The organism is Cuspidothrix issatschenkoi CHARLIE-1, assembly GCF_002934005.1.
GTDB classification, from domain to species: domain Bacteria; phylum Cyanobacteriota; class Cyanobacteriia; order Cyanobacteriales; family Nostocaceae; genus Cuspidothrix; species Cuspidothrix issatschenkoi.
In genome coordinates this window covers 4841-19765 of the sequence record NZ_PGEM01000118.1, presented here as the reverse complement: position 1 = coordinate 19765, position 14925 = coordinate 4841, and the positions used below count along the sequence as shown (strand labels likewise).

Annotated in this window: 13 protein-coding genes; 10 read left to right on the top strand and 3 right to left on the bottom strand. The window is 39.2% G+C overall.

What is annotated here, in order from left to right; all coding sequences use genetic code 11:
- Positions 1-112 precede the first annotated feature (112 nt).
- From CUN59_RS15510 to dacB, 7 genes are all read left to right on the top strand, one after another.
- Positions 113-589, top strand: coding sequence for a hypothetical protein (locus tag CUN59_RS15510; protein WP_104388690.1), 477 nt, complete (start codon positions 113-115; stop codon positions 587-589).
- 188 nt (positions 590-777) lie between these two features.
- The gene (gene rpsO / locus CUN59_RS15505) at positions 778-1047 is read left to right on the top strand and encodes a 30S ribosomal protein S15 (RefSeq protein ID WP_104388689.1); all 270 of its coding nucleotides are present in this window, start codon (positions 778-780) and stop codon (positions 1045-1047) included.
- Positions 1048-1059: 12 nt separating this feature from the next.
- Positions 1060-1530 (top strand): PAM68 family protein, encoded by a 471-nt coding sequence (locus CUN59_RS15500; protein ID WP_104388688.1) that lies wholly within the window; start codon positions 1060-1062, stop codon positions 1528-1530.
- A 188-nt stretch (positions 1531-1718) separates the two neighbouring features.
- Positions 1719-2492 (top strand): hydroxyacylglutathione hydrolase, encoded by a 774-nt coding sequence (gene gloB, locus CUN59_RS15495; protein WP_104388687.1) that lies wholly within the window; start codon positions 1719-1721, stop codon positions 2490-2492.
- A 208-nt stretch (positions 2493-2700) separates the two neighbouring features.
- Positions 2701-3159, top strand: a complete 459-nt coding sequence (gene rplI / locus CUN59_RS15490) for a 50S ribosomal protein L9 (protein WP_104388686.1) — start codon at positions 2701-2703, stop codon at positions 3157-3159.
- 233 nt (positions 3160-3392) lie between these two features.
- Entirely contained in the window at positions 3393-5534 is a 2142-nt protein-coding gene (locus CUN59_RS15485) for a replicative DNA helicase (protein ID WP_104388685.1), read from the top strand.
- 1 nt (position 5535) lies between these two features.
- The gene (gene dacB, locus CUN59_RS15480; protein ID WP_104388684.1) at positions 5536-7005 is read left to right on the top strand and encodes a D-alanyl-D-alanine carboxypeptidase/D-alanyl-D-alanine endopeptidase; all 1470 of its coding nucleotides are present in this window, start codon (positions 5536-5538) and stop codon (positions 7003-7005) included.
- 64 nt (positions 7006-7069) lie between these two features.
- On the opposite strand, the gene CUN59_RS15475 is transcribed toward dacB, so the two are convergent.
- Positions 7070-8302 (bottom strand): glycosyltransferase, encoded by a 1233-nt coding sequence (locus CUN59_RS15475; RefSeq protein WP_104388683.1) that lies wholly within the window; start codon positions 8300-8302, stop codon positions 7070-7072.
- 702 nt (positions 8303-9004) lie between these two features.
- On the opposite strand from CUN59_RS15475, the gene cofH reads away from it, so the two are divergent.
- Both cofH and psb27 read left to right on the top strand, forming a co-directional pair.
- Complete coding sequence (cofH, locus tag CUN59_RS15470; protein WP_104388682.1) at positions 9005-10147, top strand: 7,8-didemethyl-8-hydroxy-5-deazariboflavin synthase subunit CofH; 1143 nt, start codon at positions 9005-9007, stop codon at positions 10145-10147.
- A gap of 119 nt (positions 10148-10266) precedes the next feature.
- The gene (gene psb27 / locus CUN59_RS15465) at positions 10267-10665 is read left to right on the top strand and encodes a photosystem II protein Psb27 (RefSeq protein ID WP_104388681.1); all 399 of its coding nucleotides are present in this window, start codon (positions 10267-10269) and stop codon (positions 10663-10665) included.
- Positions 10666-10983: 318 nt separating this feature from the next.
- Here the strand turns inward: psb27 and groL are convergent, their stop codons facing one another.
- Both groL and groES read right to left on the bottom strand, forming a co-directional pair.
- On the bottom strand, positions 10984-12621 hold the full coding sequence (gene groL, locus CUN59_RS15460) for a chaperonin GroEL (protein ID WP_104388680.1): 1638 nt from the start codon (positions 12619-12621) through the stop codon (positions 10984-10986).
- A gap of 99 nt (positions 12622-12720) precedes the next feature.
- Entirely contained in the window at positions 12721-13032 is a 312-nt protein-coding gene (gene groES / locus CUN59_RS15455; RefSeq protein WP_104388679.1) for a co-chaperone GroES, read from the bottom strand.
- Positions 13033-13962: 930 nt separating this feature from the next.
- Between groES and CUN59_RS15445 the strand changes: the two genes are divergently transcribed.
- Entirely contained in the window at positions 13963-14640 is a 678-nt protein-coding gene (locus CUN59_RS15445; RefSeq protein ID WP_104388702.1) for a response regulator transcription factor, read from the top strand.
- The last annotated feature ends 285 nt before the right edge of the window (positions 14641-14925 follow it).

Genomic DNA, 14925 nt, shown 5'->3' with positions numbered 1-14925 from the left:
GAAGCATTCGGATGATAGTCTTGGGTAAAAACCGATAATTAATTGTCCAAATGCTGATGCTTCCAGCACGCTACGCGAACGCCCCTACATTATAGGATTTATATATACACCTATGGTTCAGTACAGTCTCGCTCAAAGCCCAGAAATTATTCTCACCGTTCCTGGCAAAGATTCCGCTAAAGCCCGTGACAAAGCAATGGATCAGTTAATGGAACTTATGGACGCTGGTGAATTACCAACGGAACTAGAGGAAGGATTTGGTCCCCAACAGTTAATAGAGGTGAAAGAACCAACTACAGATACTTCTAGTCGTGAAGATGAGATTACCCAAGCAGTTCAAATTCTCAGTAATTTAGCTTCTTTAAAGTTAAAGGTGCAAGAATCGCGCACAGAAGCCTTGGAAATTCGCAAAGCCATTGATGTACTATTTTCCGATAAATCCGTAACCGAGGAAGAAATTACCTATCTCAAAGAAGGTTTTAAGGTTCTCAAAAACTTTGCCCAAGCGAATCTGCGCTATCAGGAAGCTAGATCAAAAGCAGAACAAGCCAGACAGATTTTAGATCAAGCTCTCAAGTCTCCACAGTAAGGAGTAGGGGCAGGGGAGCGGAGGAGAATTATATTTTTAGTTCTTCCCTCTTCTTTCTGAACTTCTGAACTCCTGGGCGGGTTTTCCTCAGCCCTACCAGTGATCAAGAATTTGCCACAGTGATTGATGGCTGTGATATGATAGGAAACTGCTACACAAATTTAGAAAGAATAAAGATTTAATCAATCATGGCTCTGACGCAACAGCGCAAACAAGAAATAATTTCTGGCTACCAAGTTCACGAAACCGACACTGGTTCGTCTGAAGTTCAAGTGGCAATGCTAACTGACCGCATTAACCGCCTTAGTCAACATTTGCAAGCTAATAAAAAAGACCATTCTTCCCGTAGAGGATTACTGAAGATGATTGGACAAAGAAAGCGTCTTCTAGCTTATATCCAAGCAGGTAGTCAGGAAAAATATAGAGCTTTAATTACTCGTCTTGGTATTCGCGGTTAGGAACTAATTCTTATGGCTGCTGAAGAATCGGAACGTAGTGCCTTACCTTTTGAGCCAAACAAAAAGCGTCCAAAACCCGCTAAGGCTATTAGTCAACCCGTTATCAAAACCAAGGAAACTCAAGAAAAACCTCAACAGCAACGTCGTTATTCTAAACAAGAAATGGCGATTCCTGAAGTAGTTAGCCAGCGGATGATTCGCCGAGTGGCTGGTTTTTGCGGTATTCCTACATTTTTAGGGATTGCTAGTTTAGTAATTAGCTATCTCCTAGTCACCTTAGCTCATGTCCAACTTCCACCTATCGCCGTTTTATTGGTGAATATGGGATTGTTTGGTTTAGGTGTGTTGGGAATTACCTATGGTGTTCTTTCCGCCTCTTGGGATGAAGAAACACCAGGAACTCTGATGGGTTTCGATGAATTTAGCACTAACTGGGGAAGAATGGCCGAAGTTTGGCGTGAGACCCAGAAAAAGAACGTCTAACAATCAGCGTCCAGGTAATAACTGTAGTATGGGGTAAGTTGGAAAATGAAAGTTGAAGTTAAATTTTATCGCTTCAGCTTTAAGTTTAAAAGACTGTATTTTTCTGGTTTATACCCAATATTCAGCAAAAAGTGCCTGGCGCTATATTTTTATTTATTTATCATATTCTTGTAGTGGAATAAAAGCGGATGCAAGTAATTCGGATACCTGTACTTTCAGACAACTATATATTTTTACTGCATGATCCACAACAAAATATTGCTGTGGTTGTTGATCCGGCGGAATCTCAACCAGTTTTAGCGGAATTAAGTAAACTCAATGCTCAATTAGTTGCTATTTTCAATACTCACCATCACGGAGATCATGTGGGTGGCAATACAGGATTAATCAAGGTATTTCCTGAACTAAAAGTATATGGTGGTATAGAAGATCGGGGAAGGATTCCGGGACAACAGGTGTTTTTACAGGAAGGCGATCGCATCCAATTTAGCGATCGCACTGCTAATGTATTCTTTGTACCTGGACATACTCGCGCTCATATTGCTTACTATTTCCCCCCAGCAAGTCCAGGAGAGCCTGGAGAATTGTTCTGTGGTGATACATTGTTTGCGGGAGGTTGCGGTCGTTTATTTGAAGGTACACCAGGGCAAATGGTAGATTCATTAAGTAAACTTAGGGCTTTACCTGATCATACTCGCGTGTGGTGCGCCCATGAATACACTTTAAGCAATTTGCGGTTTGCGGTGACGGTGGATGCTGGAAATGCAGATTTACAAAAACGTTACCAAGATGTTAAGGCTCAACGGGATAAATTAGAACCAACAATTCCATCAATTTTAGGAGTGGAAAAACTCACCAATCCTTTTTTACGTTGGGAAGAACCATCTCTACAAGCAACAGCAAAGAGTGATGATGGTATCCAAACCTTTGCCCGAATTCGTGGCATGAAGGATATGTTTTAAGTGACATAATTGAGTAAAAGTAGCAAATTATACGATTCTATCTGTAGAAAATTTGGTTGGGGATTTAGTGTTGCGATCGCCCCCAAATTTCGCTAGAATTTTTAGGTTGTGGGTATGTTCAAAGTCGCTGAGGATCAAGCTACAATTTTGAAAAGCCACCCTAATGACACCCAAATAACTAAGATTTTACAAAGAAAAGCGAAAAACAATGGCGAAACGTGTGCAATTAGTTTTAACAAAAGATGTCAGCAAGCTAGGAAAAATCGGCGACTTAGTAGAAGTAGCTCCCGGTTATGCTCGTAACTACCTGATTCCTCAGAGTTTAGCCGCCCGTGCTACACCTGGCATTCTCAAACAAGTAGAACGCAGACGTGAACAAGAACGTCTAAGACAATTAGAACTCAAACAACAAGCAACTGAGCAGAAAGCAGCTTTAGAAAAACTTGGTAGCTTAAAAATTGCCAAGCAAGTTGGTGAAAACGAAGCTATTTTCGGTACAGTTACTACCCAAGATGTAGCAGATGTCATTCAAGCAGCAGCTAATCTAGAAATTGATCGTCGTGGTATTGCCATTGCCGATATTAGTAAATTGGGTACTTACAAAGCTGAAATCAAACTCCATTCTGAAGTAACAGCAGAAATTAACATTGAAGTCGTCTCTAACTAACGGTGACACAATTTTGGATTTTAGATTTTAGATTTTAGATTGACTTCAGCAATTAAGCCAAGAGTTTATCAATTAATTTGAGATTTTGGATTTATCCTCGAATAAATTTGGTGGCTGCGGACATTTTTAAATTTTCAATCTTTAATCGAAAATCCAAAATCCAAAATTTAAAATTAGGATATCGGTTTTGGATAATTAGGTAAACATCCAAAATCGCTAACATTTAAAATATTATGGCTGAAGAACTAAGCTTTCAAAGTGATGGTAGTAATCGCCTACCACCACAAAACATAGAAGCGGAGGAAGCGATTTTAGGGGGTATTCTACTAGATCCAGAGGCAATTGGTCGAGTGAGCGATCGCCTAGTTCCCGAAGCATTTTATATTAGTGACCATAAAATCATCTATAAAGCTGCCCTGCGTCTGCATACCCAGCAAAAACCCACAGACTTACTTTCTATTACCAGTTGGTTAACAGATAATGATCTATTAACCCGTATTGGTGGCAGAAATAAACTAGCAACATTAGTAGACCGCACAGTTTCCGCAGTTAATATTGATGCCCTCGCAGAATTAGTAATGGAGAAATATCTGCGACGACAATTAATTAAAGCAGGTAATGAAATTGTTCATCTAGGTTATGAGACAGAAACAGAATTACCAATTGTTCTAGATAATGCAGAACAAAAAATCTTTAACGTCACCCAAGAAAAAACCCAATCAGGATTAATTCATATTGGTGACACTTTAATTAATACTTTTCAAGATATTGAAACTCGACATCAAGGAATTGCTTTACCAGGAATACCCTGCGGTTTTTATGATTTAGATGCCATGACCACTGGTTTTCAGCGTTCTGATTTAATTATCGTCGCTGCTAGGCCGTCAATGGGGAAAACAGCATTTTGCTTAAATCTGGCTCATAATATTGCTGCTGGTTATCAATTACCAGTAGCGGTATTTAGTTTAGAAATGTCCAAAGAACAGCTAGTACAGAGATTATTAGCGAGTGAAGCAGGAATTGAAAGCAGTTATTTAAGAAGTGGACGCATTGCCCAAAATCAATGGGAAAATTTAAGTCGTGCCATTGATAAGCTATCAGAAACCCCAATTTTTATTGATGATACGGCAAATATTACAGTTACCCAAATACGAAGTCAAGCCAGAAGACTACAAGCTGAACAAAATAAAGATTTGGGATTAATAATAATAGATTACTTGCAATTAATGGAAGGAGCAGGTGATAATCGCGTACAAGAATTATCAAGAATTACCCGTTCTTTAAAAGGTTTAGCCAGAGAATTATCTGTACCAATCATTGCCTTATCCCAGTTAAGTCGCGGTGTAGAAGCCAGAACCAATAAACGTCCCATGTTATCTGATTTGAGAGAATCTGGCTGTTTAACAGGAGATTCTTTAGTAAGATTAGCGGATACAGGTTTACAAGTACCAATTAAAGATTTAGTAGGTAAATCTGGCTTTGCCGTTTGGGCATTAAATGAAAATACAATGAAATTAGAAAAAGCTATTGTTACTAACGCATTTTCTACAGGTATTAAACCAGTATTTACATTAAAAACCCGATTAGGTAGAAAAATTAGTGCTACTGCCAATCATCAATTTTTAACTATTAATGGTTGGAAAAGATTGGATGAATTAAGTTCTAAACAATATATTTGCTTACCAAGACATTTGCCAATTATTGGTAAACAAACCATGACTTATTCTGAAGTTGCATTATTAGGGGGTTGTACACTACCAAGTCATGCTATAAAATACACCACTAGAGAAATAGATGTACCAGAGAATGTTGCTTTCTTAGCAAAAGAATTGTTTAGTGATGCAATTGTTTCCAGAATTTCACCGGAACGTCGTTGGTATCAGGTTTATTTGTCCGCAGCACAACGCCTAACTCATGGTATTAGAAATTCAATAGCCAAATGGGTAGAATCTCTTGGAGTTTTTGCTTTGAGGTCTTACGAAAAATGTGTCCCTCAAGATTTGTTCTCACGAGCATTAAGAGTTGCCAATATTGTTAAATCTGGCGAGCTACCTGCTTTTGCTAATACTGATATTTATTGGGATGAAATTATATCAATTAAATTAGATGGAGAAGAAGAAGTATTTGATTTAACAGTTCCTCATTTGCATAATTTTGTTGCCAATAATATCATTGTTCACAATTCAATTGAACAAGATGCGGATATAGTCATGATGTTATATCGTGATGAATATTATTCACCAGATACACCAGATAGAGGTATTGCAGAAGTACATTTAGCTAAACATCGTAATGGACCAACAGGAACAATTAAACTATTATTTGATCCACAATTTACAAAATTCAAAAATCTAGCTAGACCAAATAACTGGTAATATGTCAAAAAAATCTTTTATTAGCTTAGTATTACTGTTTTTCAGTGTTCAAATTTCTAGTATCCAAGAAATAGCTAAAGCACAAACCCCAGTTACACAAACTACTCCAACAAAATCAATTTGTCCGTCTCAATTATCATCAGCGATTAATAATATTACCAATAGTCCCCAATTTAATCGAGCGCGTTGGGGAATTTTAGTCAAAACATTATCATCAGACAAAATTCTTTATAGTCAAGATGCCCAGAAGTATTTTATTCCTGCTTCTAATATTAAGCTATTTACTACCGCAGCCGCATTACAAACATTAGGGGCAGATTTTCGGATTCGTACCTCTATTTATGATGATGGTAATGGTATTTTACGGGTAGTAGGTAGGGGAGATCCGAGTCTGAAAAATGCTCAATTAACAATACTATCAAAACAACTATATCAACAAGGAATCCGTCAAATTAATCAGTTAATTGCTGATGAGAGTTATTTTCAAGGATCGGTAGTTAATTCTAGTTGGCAATGGGAAGATATTCAGGCTGATTATGGTGTACCTGTTAACAGTTTAATTATTAATGAAAATGCCACTACAGTAACTTTTTTACCCCAAAATATTGGACAACCATTACAAATAAAATGGGCTGATCCTACGGAAGCATACTCTTGGCAAATTGAAAATAATACCATGACTACTCCAGCTAATGAACCTGGCTTTGTCAAGGTAAATCGTGATTTAAAAGGACAAATTTTGCAAATTAAAGGACAATTGCCTGTTAATTCTGAAGCAGCAACCACTGGTTTAGCTGTATTTGATCCAACTATTAATTTTTTAGGAAAATTTCGCCAGCATTTAGCTATGGAAGGAATTAGTATTAAAGAAACTACGAGTAATTATCTTTATGAAAATGACCTAAAAAAAGAAATAGCCGCAGTAGAATCTCCACCGTTATCTGAGTTATTAATAGAAACAAATATTAATAGTAATAATTTGTATGCTGAGGCTTTACTTAGAAGTTTGGCTATTAAAAAAACAGGAGAAAAAAATAAAAATACGGCTGATGTTGGATTAGAAGTAGTGAGAGAAACATTAACTCAATTAGGAGTTGACGCAGATGGTTATATAATTGTAGATGGTTCTGGTTTATCTCGCAAAAACTTAACGACTCCCATAGCTTTAGTACAACTTTTACAAGCAATGGCTAAATCATCCCAAGCAGAAGTTTTTCGGGTTTCTTTAGCTATTGGCGGTGTAAAAGGAACTTTAAAAGAGCGTTTTCTGAATACTCCTGCTGTGGGAATTGTTGCGGGAAAAACAGGAACTTTGGGAGGAATTTCTGCTTTATCTGGATATGTGAATGTACCTAATTATGAGCCGTTGGTTTTTAGTATTTTGGTAAATCAATCTGAGAAACCTAATAGAGTTTTGAGAGTCGCAATAGATGAAATTGTGGTTTTATTAGCGCAGTTACGGCGATGTTAATACCAATTTTCTATGAAGATGCACATAATCAGGCCCCTATAGTCCACCATTGCTAAGGGGAATGTTATTTAACTTCAGTTACTCGCCAGCTTAGTTTTAGGTTAACCCAGAAATTCCAAATTGTGGCCACACCAATTGCTGTAAAGTTAGCAATATAGCGGTTAGGAATTAGGAAATTAAAGACTAAATTCAATACCAACACATTCAACACTAACCCAGCTAAACAAACAACGTTGAATTTCAAAAAGCGTTTTATCCTTGGTTTCCATCCTTTCTGGTTCATGGAAACATCCGCAAATGTCCAGGCATCATTCCATAGGAAGTTATTGAAAATCGCAATTTCACCAGCAATTATTTTACTGCGTGTTAGAGGCCATGCTAAGGTTGTCGGATCACTGAGTAAATAAAGTATCAGCATATCCACACATACACCACTCAATCCTACTACACCAAAGCGGATAAAACGCCCAATGGGGAAGTTAAACTTGAGGCGAATTTTACCTAACCTACCAGTGGATACTCGTAACCTGATTAAATGTTGAATATACTCTACATATTGTTTCCAGGTTACTTTGCTTTGACCTTCTCTACGTTCCCGGAATACATAACCTGCTTCGGCAATTTCTCCCACCTGTCCCCTTCCAATGACTTCTAAGAGAATTTTATACCCTACGGGGTTCATGGTTGCCCCAGCGATCGCACTCCGTCTCACCATAAAATAACCACTCATTGGATCAGTAACCCTACCTAATACACCTGGTAAAATTACCAATCCCAGCACCTGCGCCCCACGGGATAAAAACCGTCTAACTACACTCCAACTACTGACACCACCACCATCTACATGACGACTAGCTAAAGCTAAATCAGCACCTGCTTCTATCTTCTGTAACAGTTGTGTTAATATCTCTGGAGGATGCTGTAAATCCCCATCAATAACGCCTAATACACGCCCTGTAGCAGCTTGCCAGCCACGAATTACTGCTGAAGATAGCCCCCGTTCATCATGACGACGCATCACCCGTAATTGGGGATAATCTGGAATGAGAGATTGTGCTACTTCCCAAGTTAAATCAGGACTATCATCATCCACTATAATCAGTTCATAATCTCCAGGGATAGCTTCATCCAGTAAGTTACTGAGTATTTTGACTATATTTTCAACATTGTCATGCTCTTTGTAAGTAGGAATCACTAAAGATAGGAGAATGGGATGGTTGCCATTTGCTGTAGATTCAGAAATTTTTAATGCACCCGTGGGAACTGCTAAAAGGGAATTAGATGAGTTTGTATTCATAAAATAAGTAGTAATTTTAAAATTGCTGGGTTGACATTATAAAGGTTAACTCTAGAATAGGCTACTACAATCTGGGTATTAAGAGAACTGATAAATTTTAAGTTTTTGGTTAAGTTTTGGTAGACTTAAGGTAAAGCCTAGTACCGCAAGGCGGAAGTCAAAAGTCAAAAGTCAAAAATAATATGGCGTAAGCTTTTTAGTGATTGAGAATGGTTGTTTTATTTACGCCGTGCTGTACTAGCGCTAAAATCATCAAGAGTCATTGTCCCAGCAATATTTTGACTTTCTATTCACTTAAACTGAGATAAAAAAACTTTTTCTATCTTTTGTTTTGCTGTTTCTACTTCTGCTTCATTTTTCAGTTTAGACCATACGGGATTACCACTATCTAACCAAAGAACACGATTATATTTTTCTGCGTTTGCTTGAGTAACCTTTTCTAAAGTAGTTGCTAAATCTGCTGGTTTTCTGATAGCAATATGACTGGATATTTAGGATTAATATAATAAGCTAACCGCATCACAATAACCATCAAACCTTTGTAGGGACAATTCATCAATTGTCCCTAGGATAATTTTCACTCCTATGTCTAATGAACAAGAATCAAACCGGATTCCTATATCAAGAAAAGATTACACCTGATAAAATAATTAGTAATGGTAGGCTGGCTTTTAATTTATTCATACTAAAATTTGACTAATTGTGATAAATATTACTTTGGATACTATTCTTGACCGTGCTTTACTAGGGTTTAATATATCACCTTCTGAGGCAGTAATTTTATTAAAACAAACTGAACCAGAATCTGTAAATTCTATCCAGGTTGTGGCTGACCAATTACGACAAAAACAATCTGGTGAAGTTGTTACTTACGTAATTAATCGTAATATTAATTTTACTAACGTATGTGAGCAGCATTGTAGTTTTTGCGCTTTCCGGCGAGATGATGGTGATAGGGATGCCTACTGGCTAGACTGGGGGCAAATCTTAGAAAAGACTACAGATGCGGTGCGTCGGGGGGCAACGGAAATCTGTATGCAAGGGGGATTAAATCCACAAGCACAGATCAATAGTAAGTCTTTACCTTATTATATGAAGCTGGTAGAAACTATTAAAAGCGCATTTCCTCATTTACATTTACACGCTTTTTCTCCCCAGGAAGTCCAGTTTATCGCCAGACTAGATGAAATTACCTATAGTGAGGTGATTACAGCTTTGCGGGATGCTGGAGTTGGTTCAATGCCCGGAACAGCAGCAGAAGTGTTAGATGATGAGGTCAGACGGGTATTGTGTCCAGAAAAGATTGATACAGCCACTTGGCTAGAAATTGTGACTACAGCGCATCAATTGGGACTACCGACGACTAGTACCATTTTATCTGGGCATATTGAAACCCCAGAACAGCAAATTGGACATTTAGAAAAATTGCGATCGCTCCAACAAACAGCCATAGAAAAAGGTTATCCTGCGAGAATCACGGAATTTATTGTTTTGCCATTTGTCGGACAAGAAGCCCCTAAATCCTTACGTAAACGGGTGGGTAGAGATCAACCAGTCCTCGCTGATGCTCTCCTTCTCACCGCCGTAGCTAGAATTTACCTCGGTAATTATATACCCAATCACCAACCAAGCTGGGTAAAATTAGGGTTAGGAGGTGCTACAGCAGCCTTAAATTGGGGTTGTAATGATATCGGTGGCACTTTAATGGAAGAACATATTACCACCATGGCCGGGGCTGTAGGAGGTACTTGTATGGAAGTCCCCACCCTAGAAAATGCCATATCCTCCGTAAATAGACCTTACCAACAAAGGGATACTTTATATCGCCTGATTAAGACTGAGTAAGGGTTTTATCGAATTTAAAGTTGCCAATTTTCACTCTGGAATTGATTTTTTTCCTATGTCCTGTATACCAATCCAAGATAGGATAAATCTTGATTTACTTGTTTTTCTACTAAAAGGTTATGAAAAGTTATTGGTCGCGTCTGCTTTCTCTAGTTTTAGTTGTAGTTATGGGCTTAGTTGGTTGTACGGGCAGTCCTGATAGTTTAACTGGTGATTATCGTCAGGATACCTTAGCTGTAGTTGGTATTTTGAGACAAGCCTTGGAATTAACACCAGATTCTCCCGATAAAGCCGCCTTACAATCAGAAGCACGCCGAAAAATCAATGACTTTTCGGCACGTTATCAGCGTAATACGGCTGTTGCTTCTCTGAATTCCTTTACAACTATGCGAACTGCTCTCAACTCCCTTGCAGGTCACTACAGTTCCTATCCTAATCGTCCCGTTCCTGAAAAACTGAAAAAACGTCTACAGATAGAATTCCAACGGGTAGAAACATCTTTAAGACGTGGTGGTTAATTTAGTCATCAAGGATTGTTTTTTGATTATTAACATTAAATATAAACTTCCTTGAAAGCAGGCCACGCCTGCTTTTTATATAACTCAAGTTGCTAGTTATCAAAAAACGCCTGAGAACAAGTACAAATTATGGTTATTTTGTACTTTATAATACTCTTAATATGAAATTCTGTATTAATAGAATACAATTTGATGAAATTTTATCTGTAAGTTGCATTCAAACTAAATATTTTCTCCGCGCCTCTGCGTGACATAAAATAATGGCCGCCTCCGTTAGGAGGCGGCCATTATCTAGACTCGGAAAACTCAGAAAAGGTTTTAGTAATCGAAATCTCCGCCACCCATGCCAGCACCAGCAGCAGGAGCAGCATCTTTAGGTTCTGGTTTGTCAACAATGATACATTCTGTTGTCAACACCATACCGGCGATAGAAGCAGCGTTTTGCAAAGCAGAACGAGTTACTTTAGCGGGGTCAACAATACCAGCTTCCAACATATCAACAAATTCGTTGGTAGAAGCATTGAAACCAATGTTGAAATCTTTTTCTTTCACTCTTTCCGCAATTACAGCGCCGTTTTGACCAGCGTTTTCTGCAATTCTCTTCAGGGGAGCAGGTAAAGCACGAACGACTATTAAAGCGCCTGTCAATTCTTCATCTTTGAGATTGCTGTGCGCCCAAGCTTCTAATTGAGGAGCCAGGTGAGCTAGGGTTGTACCACCACCGGGAACAATACCTTCTTCTACAGCAGCTTTGGTAGCGTTAATAGCATCTTCCAAGCGCAGTTTCTTGTCCTTCATTTCGGTTTCGGTAGCTGCACCAACTTTAACAACAGCTACACCACCGGACAATTTAGCCAAACGCTCTTGGAGTTTTTCTTTGTCGTAGGAAGATTCTGTTTCTTCCATTTGACGACGGATTTGTTCGCAACGAGCTTTAACACCAGCTTCGTTACCTTCAGCTACGATTGTGGTGTTGTCCTTGGTGATGGTGATGCGGCGAGCTTTACCCAGTCCATCTAACTTGGTGTTTTCTAGCTTCAGACCAGCATCTTCGGTGACAACTTGACCACCAGTGAGAACGGCGATATCTTCTAACATGGCTTTGCGGCGATCGCCAAAACCAGGAGCTTTTACTGCTGCTACGTTCAATACACCGCGTAAACGGTTAACAACCAAGGTTGCTAAAGCTTCTTTTTCGATATCTTCAGCAATAATTACCAAAGGACGACCAGCGCGAGCTACTTGTTCGAGTACAGGAACTAAATCTTGTACTAAAGCAATTTTCTTGTCGGTTAACAAGATGTAAGGCTCATCGAAAACTGTTTCCATCCGCTCTGCATCAGTAGCAAAGTAAGGAGAGATATAGCCTTTCTCAAAGCGCATACCTTCGGTAATTTCCAATTCGGTGGTCATAGACTTCCCTTCTTCTAGGGAAATTACGCCTTCTTTACCCACTTTATCCATAGCTTGGGCAATCATGTTACCGACTTCTTCGTCGTTCCCAGCAGAAATAGAACCAACTTGAGCGATCGCCTTAGAATCTTCTACAGGACGAGCGTGTTCAGCAATCTTTTCTACTAAGAAGCCAGCAGCTTTGTCAATACCGCGTTTGAGTAAAATTGCATTAGCACCAGCCGCAACGTTGCGTAGGCCTTCTTTAACAATAGCGTGAGCTAAAACGGTAGCTGTGGTTGTACCATCACCAGCAGCGTCATTGGTTTTAGAAGCAGCTTGACGAATTAGAGCTACACCTGTATTTTCGATGTGGTCTTCTAATTCAATTTCCTTAGCGATGGTGACACCATCATTAACGATTTGTGGTGCGCCGAATTTCTTTTCTAGAACTACGTTACGACCTTTAGGACCAAGGGTAACAGCCACAGCTTCGGACAGAATATCAATACCACGCTCTAGGGCGCGACGGGCGTTTTCGTTGTAAATGATGCGCTTTGCCATAATAAGTCTAAATCCCGGTAGTAAATTAAATTTTTCTGGAATACTGGTGAATGGTGAACAGGTAATGAGAAAAAATATTTACCTATCACCTATACCCAATTAGCTGACGATTGCTAAAATATCTTTTTCAGAGAGAAGTACATATTCTTCTGTACCCAACTTGATATCAGTGCCAGCGTACTTGGAGTACAACACCTTATCGCCAACATTAATGTCCATGGTTTGACGAGTACCATCGTCATTGCGCTTGCCAGGACCAACAGCAGCGATTTCGCCTACTTGGGGTTTTTCCTGGGCATTATCGGGCAAATACAAACCGCCTGCGGTTTTTTCTTGGGGCGCGCTTACTTTGATAAAAACACGATCGCCCAAAGGTTTAACGGTGGAAACGCTTAAAGATACAGCAGCCATACAAATTTTATTGCTTTCTTAGCACTCTCGACTCATGAGTGCTAATCTAGCGAAAGATCCGACATAATAGCAATCATGGCTTGGGTACGGGTTTCCGAACTTAAACCAGCCAGTCCATACTGTAAGTGCAAATATCCAATTATTTTAGTTGTCTGGGTCTGTTGCGTAAGTAATGAATATGTTGATATGGACAACTTTATTTGCAAAGTTGGGAAATTGTTATAGAACTGTAATCAGGGATCTACTCAATGATTAACAGCACAGTGATCCACAAACAGTCATCTCATCCCTAAAACTACTAGGGAACAGGGGACAGGTAACAGGTGACATGTCCTGGGGCGAACGGCCGTTTGCCCCTACAACCGTACAACCGTCAACTGTTACCTAAACCAAAAACTTGCGTGTTTGCTGTTCTAGAACGATAATGGTAGTTTACCTAGATGGGGTCTGGTATCGCCAATTAAATCCAGAAGTCATTAGAGTAGGTCATCTCAGACCAATAAATTGAAATTGGCAATGAGTATGGTGAAAAAATCTCCATTTTTAACCTTACTTAGCCAAACACTCCCCGGTTGATTTTAAACCTCTGATAGAGGTTTTACATCCGAAGGATAAGTAAAGCAGCAGTATACCAATGAAAGAGGCGGTGAATTTTGAGCTAGGGTCATCTTAAAAAAAAGCCTTCTTGTCAATCGCAAGAATGATAATTTAATCAGGGTTTTTTAGCCTGCACCTTTCAAAGGAATCTATAATAGCGCATTATAAAGACTACTGCTATACGTATCCTTACTAGACTTTTTCCAGCCACCTACAAGTTTGTTGAAAATAACTACTATTTTTAACACTTCGGGCGGTAAAAGCAAGTTAAGTGGGAAAAACAGACAACATCCGAAGTCATCCACCATAAAGGATAACTATATCAATACCTTAATGGATCGAAGCGCGACAAGTGCCACAGCTATGAAAGAACCCAGCATGAAAGACCACAAACGACTTCTACTTATTGATGATGACCCTAACCTCATCTTGCTGGTGAAGGATTACTTAGAGTTCCGAGGCTATGAAGTCATCACGGCGGAAAATGGAAGAGAAGCTCTAGAACTTCTAGCAACCGAAGTTCCAGATATGATCATCTGCGACGTGATGATGCCGGAAATGGACGGGTACACTTTTGTCGAACAAGTACGACAAACCGAACGTACTAGTTGGATTCCCGTTCTCTTCCTCTCAGCAAAAGGTCAAAGTGCAGACCGAGTTAAAGGGTTAAATAAAGGTGCTGACGTATATATGGTCAAGCCTTTTGAACCTGAGGAACTGGTAGCACAGGTAGAATCCTCATTGAAGCAAACTGTTCGTTGGAAAGAACACCAAATTAAAGGTGGCGAAAACGGTTCTCGCATCCAAGTTCCTTTTGATGTTCAGCTAACCCCAACAGAATTGAAAGTAGTACAATTCGTGGCTAGGGGTTTAGCGAATCGAGAAATCGCTGAAGAATTAAATGTGAGTCAACGTACTGTTGAAAGCCATGTGTCCAATATGTTGGGCAAAACCAATCTCCACAACCGTACTGAATTAGCACGGTGGGCGATTGAAAATCAAATGGCCTAGATAGGTGACAGGTAACAGGCTTCGCCATGAGCGTCGGCCAAACGGTGACAGGTGACAGTGAAAAGGCAAGAGGTAAGAGGCAAGAAGTAAAATTTATTTCTTTCTTCTCCTCTGCGCCCCTGCTTCTTTTCAACTCACCTGTTTTATGAGGATTTCAATTACAAATTCTGTTTCGCTGATTGAATTGTGCTGGATAACATTCCACTAATGGTAAATCCCCAAAGTTTTTAATTTGATTATTTAAAATTAGGACTTACGCAAGATGTAACTGCAACCCTGATTATT

What these genes read in the sequence shown, in the direction of transcription:
- CUN59_RS15510 (WP_104388690.1), top strand. Translation starts at nt 113, where the DNA reads ATGGTTCAGTACAGTCTCGCTCAAAGCCCAGAAATTATTCTCACCGTT.
- rpsO (WP_104388689.1), top strand. Translation starts at nt 778, where the DNA reads ATGGCTCTGACGCAACAGCGCAAACAAGAAATAATTTCTGGCTACCAA.
- CUN59_RS15500 (WP_104388688.1), top strand. Translation starts at nt 1,060, where the DNA reads ATGGCTGCTGAAGAATCGGAACGTAGTGCCTTACCTTTTGAGCCAAAC.
- gloB (WP_104388687.1), top strand. Translation starts at nt 1,719, where the DNA reads ATGCAAGTAATTCGGATACCTGTACTTTCAGACAACTATATATTTTTA.
- rplI (WP_104388686.1), top strand. Translation starts at nt 2,701, where the DNA reads ATGGCGAAACGTGTGCAATTAGTTTTAACAAAAGATGTCAGCAAGCTA.
- CUN59_RS15485 (WP_104388685.1), top strand. Translation starts at nt 3,393, where the DNA reads ATGGCTGAAGAACTAAGCTTTCAAAGTGATGGTAGTAATCGCCTACCA.
- dacB (WP_104388684.1), top strand. Translation starts at nt 5,536, where the DNA reads ATGTCAAAAAAATCTTTTATTAGCTTAGTATTACTGTTTTTCAGTGTT.
- CUN59_RS15475 (WP_104388683.1), bottom strand. Translation starts at nt 8,302, where the DNA reads ATGAATACAAACTCATCTAATTCCCTTTTAGCAGTTCCCACGGGTGCA.
- psb27 (WP_104388681.1), top strand. Translation starts at nt 10,267, where the DNA reads ATGAAAAGTTATTGGTCGCGTCTGCTTTCTCTAGTTTTAGTTGTAGTT.
- groL (WP_104388680.1), bottom strand. Translation starts at nt 12,621, where the DNA reads ATGGCAAAGCGCATCATTTACAACGAAAACGCCCGTCGCGCCCTAGAG.
- groES (WP_104388679.1), bottom strand. Translation starts at nt 13,032, where the DNA reads ATGGCTGCTGTATCTTTAAGCGTTTCCACCGTTAAACCTTTGGGCGAT.
- CUN59_RS15445 (WP_104388702.1), top strand. Translation starts at nt 13,963, where the DNA reads ATGGATCGAAGCGCGACAAGTGCCACAGCTATGAAAGAACCCAGCATG.